At 62.3% G+C, this 6857-nt stretch carries 6 protein-coding genes; 1 reads left to right on the forward strand and 5 read right to left on the reverse strand.

All coding sequences use genetic code 11. The features are described from left to right. Window positions 1-117: 117 nt before the first annotated feature. From M3B01_RS14180 to M3B01_RS14200, 5 genes are read right to left on the reverse strand one after another with little or no spacing between them, the layout of a single operon-like run. The gene (locus M3B01_RS14180) at window positions 118-1191 is read right to left on the reverse strand and encodes an ABC transporter ATP-binding protein (RefSeq protein ID WP_259793146.1); all 1074 of its coding nucleotides are present in this window, start codon (window positions 1189-1191) and stop codon (window positions 118-120) included. Next, the gene (locus M3B01_RS14185) at window positions 1191-2108 is read right to left on the reverse strand and encodes a carbohydrate ABC transporter permease (protein ID WP_259793149.1); all 918 of its coding nucleotides are present in this window, start codon (window positions 2106-2108) and stop codon (window positions 1191-1193) included. The genes M3B01_RS14180 and M3B01_RS14185 overlap by 1 nt, the downstream gene beginning before the upstream one ends. Continuing rightward, window positions 2105-3019, reverse strand: coding sequence for a carbohydrate ABC transporter permease (locus tag M3B01_RS14190; RefSeq protein ID WP_259793150.1), 915 nt, complete (start codon window positions 3017-3019; stop codon window positions 2105-2107). The genes M3B01_RS14185 and M3B01_RS14190 overlap by 4 nt, the downstream gene beginning before the upstream one ends. A 4-nt stretch (window positions 3020-3023) precedes the next feature. After that, complete coding sequence (locus M3B01_RS14195; protein WP_259793152.1) at window positions 3024-4373, reverse strand: extracellular solute-binding protein; 1350 nt, start codon at window positions 4371-4373, stop codon at window positions 3024-3026. 13 nt (window positions 4374-4386) lie between these two features. Beyond that, window positions 4387-5430 carry a Gfo/Idh/MocA family protein gene (locus M3B01_RS14200; protein ID WP_259793154.1) on the reverse strand — a complete coding sequence of 348 codons (1044 nt, stop codon included), beginning with the start codon at window positions 5428-5430 and terminating at the stop codon, window positions 4387-4389. A gap of 305 nt (window positions 5431-5735) precedes the next feature. Here M3B01_RS14200 and M3B01_RS14205 point away from each other — a divergent pair, with 305 nt between their 5' ends. Next, window positions 5736-6773, forward strand: a complete 1038-nt coding sequence (locus M3B01_RS14205; protein WP_259793155.1) for an ROK family protein — start codon at window positions 5736-5738, stop codon at window positions 6771-6773. Window positions 6774-6857 lie beyond the last annotated feature (84 nt).

The following is a 6857-nucleotide window of genomic DNA, read 5'->3' on the forward strand; positions in this document are numbered from 1 at the left end:
GACCCCGCCGCCGACTGGGCTATCTCACGCCCACCGAGGCATTCGCTCGACTGCTCGCCGGCGAGCCCCATGTTGCTTCGACGCCTTGACATCGCCCTCGAGTGCCCGGGCGTACGGTCAGAGCCGGGCGTGCGTTTCGGGATCGAACACGTGCGGTGCAGCTCCGCTGGTGTCCAGCCGTACGGAATCGCCGGGCGACAGGGCCGTGAATCCTGGCTCCCGGACGATGAAGTCGCCGTTGCCGATGCGAAGCATCACGTCGGTCGCGTTGCCCAGCGGCTCCACTACAAGGACCTCCCCGTCCCGCTCCTTCTCCGACGTCTTGACCAGCTTGCATTCCGTCGGACGCAGCCCGAGACGCACCGAACGGAGATTATCCAAACCGGCATCTGGGACTTCCACGTCGAGGGACGTGCCATCAATTCGGACTGTGCGGGGACCCCTCACCGAAGCGTCGAATATGTTCATTCGAGGCTTGCCGACGAACCCAGCCACGAACTCAGTGGCAGGAGTCCGGTAGATCTCTGAAGGGGTCCCGTACTGCTCCAGCCGGCCGGCGCTCATCACGGCGATGAAGTCGGAGAGGCTCATCGCCTCTTCTTGGTCGTGCGTGACGTAGACGCTGGTCGCGCCGATATCTGCGTGGAGAAGCTTGAGCTCAGCTCGCGTCTTGTCCCGCAGCAGGGCATCGAGATTCGACAGCGGTTCATCGAAGAGAAGGACGCCTGGGCGCCTTGCGATGGCTCGCGCCAAGGCAACACGTTGACGTTGTCCTCCGGAGAGGGCCTTGGGTCGGCGTCGTAGGTGCTTCTCGAGCTCCAGCTTTGTGGCCGCTTCCAGTACGCGCTGATCAATCTCGGCCTTCGGCATCTTCCGCATCTTCAATCCGAACGCGATGTTGTCCGCGACCGAAAGGTGGGGATAGAGAGCGTAGTCCTGGAAGACGAACGCCAGATCCCGCTTGTGAGGTTCAAGGTCCTCGACATGCTGCCCATCGACGATGATCGCACCATCAGTGACGGACTCCAGTCCGGCGATCATGTTGAGGGTGGTGGACTTCCCGCATCCGGAGGGACCGAGCAGTGACACGAAACTCCCGTTCGGGATCGTGTATGTCAGGTGCTCGACGGCATAGCGCTCATCCTTCGGGGAGTACTTCTTGCAGACTCCCTGCAAATCGATCTGAGCCATCAGCCCTTCACTGCTCCTTCCGTGATTCCCTGCACGATCCACTTCTGCGCCACTAGAGCAAGTACAAGCACGGGGAGCGCCGTAATCACGCCAGCTGTGGCCGCTGCCGTGTAGTCCATAGCGAAAAGACCTTGGAACGCAGCCGTGCGAACAGGCAGGAGAGGTGTGTTGTTCGAGGTGAGCACCTTAGCGAGGAAGAAGTCACTCCACGCGGTGATGAAAGCGAAAATGGAGGTGGCCGCCACACCGGGTCCGGATAGCGGTACGACCACTCGTCGGATGATGCCGAGGCGGGTGCATCCGTCGACTCTGGCAGCCTTCTCGAGATTCACCGGAATCGATTCGAAGAAGCTGACCATCATCCACACCACGAGCGGGAGTATGAATGCTGTGTAGGTGATGATCATCCCCAGTATTGAATCGTAGAGACCGTATGCGCGCAGCAACACGAACAGTGGCACAGCGAGCACGACGGCCGGTATCGCCTGGACAGTCATCATCCCGAGTAGAAGTGTCTGCTGTCCGCGGAACCGGAAGCGCGCGAAGACGTACGCGCACAACGAACCGAGGACCATGCAGATAAGGGTGGTAGCGGCGGCGACAATGAACGAATTGCGAATCGGTGTCACGAAGGAACTGTCGGACAGTAGATCTGCGTAGCTTGCGAGCGTGAGGTCCGATGGCGAGAAGTCCATGCGCTCGGCCCGCAGATTGGTAGAGGGATACGCGCTGTAAACGACCATCCATGCGAAGGGGATGGTGAGGTAGAAGATCAGCAGAACGACCAGGGTTCGATGGAACACGGTTCCCGCGAGGCCCTTCCGGGGGCGTGGTGCCGTGCCGGAGCGCTCGGGGCCTGGCCGGGACTCAGTACCTGAGGGTGTCCCTGGCGGTGGTGCCGTCACGGAATAACTCATGCTGCCTTCTCCTTCCGCCGGCCGAGGGCGAGGATCCAGAAGACGGTAACCAGGATGACGATCCCCATGATCGAGATGGACATGGCAGCGCCGTAGCCACGGTCCAGATAGCTGAATGTCGTCAGGTACGCCAGGAAGTTGACGGTGGTCGTTGCTTCCGCAGGGCCGCCCGAACCGCCGGTCAAGACATAGATCGTGTCGAAGACTTTGATCGACCACATCGACTGCACGATGAGCAGGAACATGAGTGTCCCCCGGAGGTTCGGCAGGGTGACCTTCCAGAACTGCGCCCAGGCGCCTGCGCCGTCGATCGAAGCGGCACGGTAGACGTTCGAGGGGATCGCCTGCATTGAGGCGATGGTCATCAGGGCAAGGAATGGGGTGAGCTTCCAGACCTCGGCGAGGATCAAGACCCCCATGATCAGCTGGCGATCGGCGAGCCATTGGATCGGTGCATCGATTAGTCCGACGCCGCCGAGGACCGCGTTGGCGACCCCGTAAGTGCCGTCGAAGATCAGCTTCCACATGATCCCGTTGACGACCGGAGGAACGGCCCAGGGGACCAGGAGTAGTACCCGGGCGACGTTTCGCCCCCTGAACGGGTACTGCAGGAGACGCGCAATACCCACCGCGAGTGCAACACCACCGAACACTGTGAAGAACGAGAACACGGCCGTACGGACCAACGCCTCGTGGAAGTTGGGGTCCGTTGCCAGTTGGGCATAGTTCCACAGGCCGACGAACTGCGTGGCGTCTGGGATCTTGTCATTCATCTGGTACATCGACAGCACCACTGCATAGAACAGCGGATAGATGAACAGTGCCGCGATGGTGAGGACGGCCGGAGATGCTGCGAGGATCGCGAATCGGCGGTCCCCGCGTTCCCCCGCGGTGAGCTTCCTGCGTGCCATGGGATCAGCCCATGTACCTCTCGACGATCGGTAGGAGCTCCTCCTGCGCGGTCTGGAGTGCTTCTGCCGGTTCGGTCTCCTGGTTCATCGCCCGGAAGACCTGGACGGACAGTAGTTGGTCCAGTTCGTTCGACCACGGTACGCCGTAGCGCTCTACGGCGTACTCGGTGGCTTGCTTGTAGGTCTCTACGACGGGGAGCGCCTCGACCGTGGCCGGATCGTCAAGGGTGGTCTGCGAGACCGGGAACCACCCTTCCTGCTCCACGATCTCCTTCTGTGCGGTGGCCCCTGACGCGAATTCCAGCCACTTCAGGGCTGCCTGCTTGTTCTGAGAGAACGTGCTGATTGCGTAGCCCTCTGACCCGTCGATCGAGGCCGAGCGGACGTTGATGCCGGGAATCAGGCCGTTCCCTGTGGTTTCCGCTGAGGTCGCGGCGCCTTCCGCAGTGGCGGACGCCCACTGGAACGGCCAATTGAAGACGATGGAGGCCCGTCCCTGAGCGAAGATCTCGATGAGATCTGAAGCGTTCGTGATCTGCAGTGACGACGGATCCATGACGTTGTGTGTGTGCAGGAGTTCGACCATCTTGGTCAGACCTTCAATTCCCGCCTCACTGTCCAACTGTGGCGTCCAGTCCGCGTCGTACAGTTCTCCTCCGGCCAGCAGCAGCGCACGGAGGAAATTCTGGTAGGCGCCAGCGGGGTTGCCCATGTCGCAGCAGAAGCCGAAGCGACCGTCAACTGTCGTTGCCTTTGCGGCCTCGATGAACTCGTCCCACGTCTCCGGGGCAGTGTCAGGGTCGAGCCCGGCGTCGGAGAAGTGGTCCTTGTTCCAGAACATGGTCTGCACGCTGGCGAACTTCGGCAAGCCGTACACCTTGTCGTCCCAGGAGACGGCATCAAGGGCGGGGCGGATGAGGTCATCAGGAATGGCCTCGGGGGCAAGCTCCTGGAGCCAGCCAGCCTGGCCGAACTCGGCTGAGAAGCCTGCCCATGTCATGACGACGTCGATAGATGAGTCCTGAGCGGCGAAGGCTGTGGCGAATCGATCATGGAGGTCATTGAAGTTCGCCATCTCGTAATTCTTGACCACGATGCCGGTCTCTTCCTGGAATCTCTCGATCAGCCCTTCCTGGAACACGAGGTTGGTGTTGTCGTCGAGGATCGAGATTTCCGTACCTTCGAGGGAAGAGTCGTCGGGGGCCAACGCTTCACCGCCGGAAGATTGCTCGCCGGCACCCGTCTCGGTGCCTGCAGCTCGGTCTGAGTCAGGAGGTACACAGGAGGCCAGCCCAAAGGCGGCGCCGGCTCCGAGCACTGCTCGGCGGGAGGTCGAGCGGGTAATGGGAGACATGAGGCAAATCCCTTCAAGAGGTGATCGGTTCGACGGAACCGGTTTCGAGCGAACGATGGACGGCTTCAAGGGCGCGTGTGATGAGAAGACCCTGCTCCGCACCGGGGAGATCGAGGTCCGCGCCGCTGACGAGGTCGATAAAGTCACGCATCATGTCGGCGGCTACGCCCTGCGGGCGTCCTCGGTTGTCATGCTCCAACGCACCCAAGGTGCCAGTGCGAGCTGCTGTGGCATGTCTGGCACCGGTTGCGTCGACGTCTATGACGTAGGCATCGGCATCGGTCTCCACTTCGAAGCGGAATTCGAACACGGAGGTCTTGCCGGTCGGCTGTACCCAGCCACAGTCGAGGTCGAGAATCGATCCGTCTGACATCGCGAAGCTTGCCGAGACGCGGTCCCAGGTGTCGACCCCGCGGTCGCGGAGGACGTGGTTGACCCCTCGCGCGAACACGTCGACTGGCCGCGCGCCGGAGAGCCATGTGGCCATGTCGAGCACGTGAGGCATCAGGAACCAGGCGGGGCTGGACTTCGCGGCCCAGCTCAGCATCTCCGTGGGTACGAAGATCGTGTCCTGCAGGAGAGCGCGCTGGGAGACCATCCGGTGGTTATCGGATCGCAGCCGATGATGCACAGCGCTGAAAAGCGGATTCCAGCGGTTCTCGAAGCCGACCACGATCCTGCCCCCGCCTCGGACGGCAGCTGCGATGATCCGTTGGGCTTCCTCCTCTGAGGTAGCAAGCGGCTTCTCGATCAGGAGATCGAGTCCGGCATCGAGAGCGGCGACTGCAGGTTGCTCGTGCGCGAAATCCGGCGTGGCAACGACTACCGCATCGAGTTCTGCGCCGCTTGAGAGGAGCTCGTCGACCGAGTCGAATGTCTGAATACCGAGGGCGTCGCCCAGGGCAGTGGCGCGATCGCGGTTCGGTTCGCAGACCGCTACCAGCTCCGCCCCTGAGTGGTGGTGTGTGGTTTCCGCGAAGATCCGTCCGCGGATCCCACCTCCGATGACTCCTACACGGGTGGGCCCCATGTCCTTGGCTCCTTTGCGCAACGTCATCTCGGCATTGCCGGTATTTGTTGGAGGAGACTACAAACTTTTCGTCGAACTGTCTAGGGTGACCTCGTGATCAGATCGGATCGTGCCCGGTTGCCCCGTGGCGAGGAACTGGCATCGATGCAGAGCCATCGAGTGGCGGGGGAGGCGGCTTGAGGAGTCAGGCGAGCTCGGTGCGTGACGCGACGGTACTCACGCCGGCTGATATCGGAGCCGCGAATCGTGCCCGACTTATCCGCTACCTCCATCGGACAGGTCAGCAAAGCCGTGTCGAACTCGCGAAAGCCCTGGGTGTCAGCCGAGCGACAGTGACCGCGATCGTGCAGCCGATCCTCGATGCCGGGATCCTCGTCGAGTGTGATCCGGTGCCTGCCGCATCCGGCATGAGCGGGAAGCGCGCAGGTAAGCCGGCAAAGCCCCTGTGGTTCAGCGATAGCGTAAAGCTGGGCGGCGTATATCTCTTCGGCGACGGTGTGCACTGCGCGGTGTTCCGCATGGATGGGGAGATCGCTTTGGAACATCGGATGGTCTGGGAAGGTGTTCCTACGGTCGCCGATGTGCTTGTGACATGCGAGAGCTTTTTCGACGGAGTACCCGTCAGTGGAGTCGGTGTCGCTGCTGCAGGCATGGTGGACACTGAGGCGGGGGTTCTGCTGGAGCTCTACCTAGCATCGGAGCTCGCCGGGATGCCTGTCGTGCAACTCCTTCGCGAGCGTCTGGGAGTGCCCGTGGTCGTCGACCACCATCCGCGTGTCCAGGCCATCGGTGACCTCTGGTTTGGTATCGGTCGAGAGCTTGCCCACTTCGCCTCGCTCCACACTGGGGAGGTCCTTGGCGTGGGAATGGTGCTGAACGGCCGCATTGTGCGCGGCCCGTACGGGGCCGGCGGAGAGGTCGGGCACATGGTGGTGGACCTCAACGGGGAGCGGTGCGTCTGCGGCCGGATCGGGTGCTGGGAAACGGTGGCGACCCTACCCTGGCTGCGCCGCGAGGCGATGCGCGTGGGGCTTGCAGGAGCCGCCGAGATGACCTGCGCGGACCTCGTAGGGCTCGCGGCAACCGACATGGAAGCTGACGAGCTCCTGCACCGATACCTGAGAAACATCGCCCAGGGAATCGCGAACCTCGAGCAGGTGCTGGGTCTAGGGCACTATCTGATCCACGGCGACGTCGGTCATGGAGGGGCCGTGGCTGCTCAGATCATCTCCGAGAGCTTGTCGTGGTCGCTCAACCGAAGGCGGCCACTGCCCGAGATCACTTTGGTGGCCGACGACGACCGCTCAACATTGCTGGGGGCCGCTGGGTTGCTCCTGTCGACACGGTTCGACGCTGACGTGGATCGTTGATCAAAGGTGTGACTGTGCCGCAATCAGGGCATCCGGGTCTGGCGTCCTTGAGCATCCGCTCGCGCGGTAGCGAGCTGCGCCAGT

This window comes from Brachybacterium sp. p3-SID957, assembly GCF_025144775.1.
In the GTDB taxonomy this organism is placed as follows: domain Bacteria; phylum Actinomycetota; class Actinomycetes; order Actinomycetales; family Dermabacteraceae; genus Brachybacterium; species Brachybacterium epidermidis.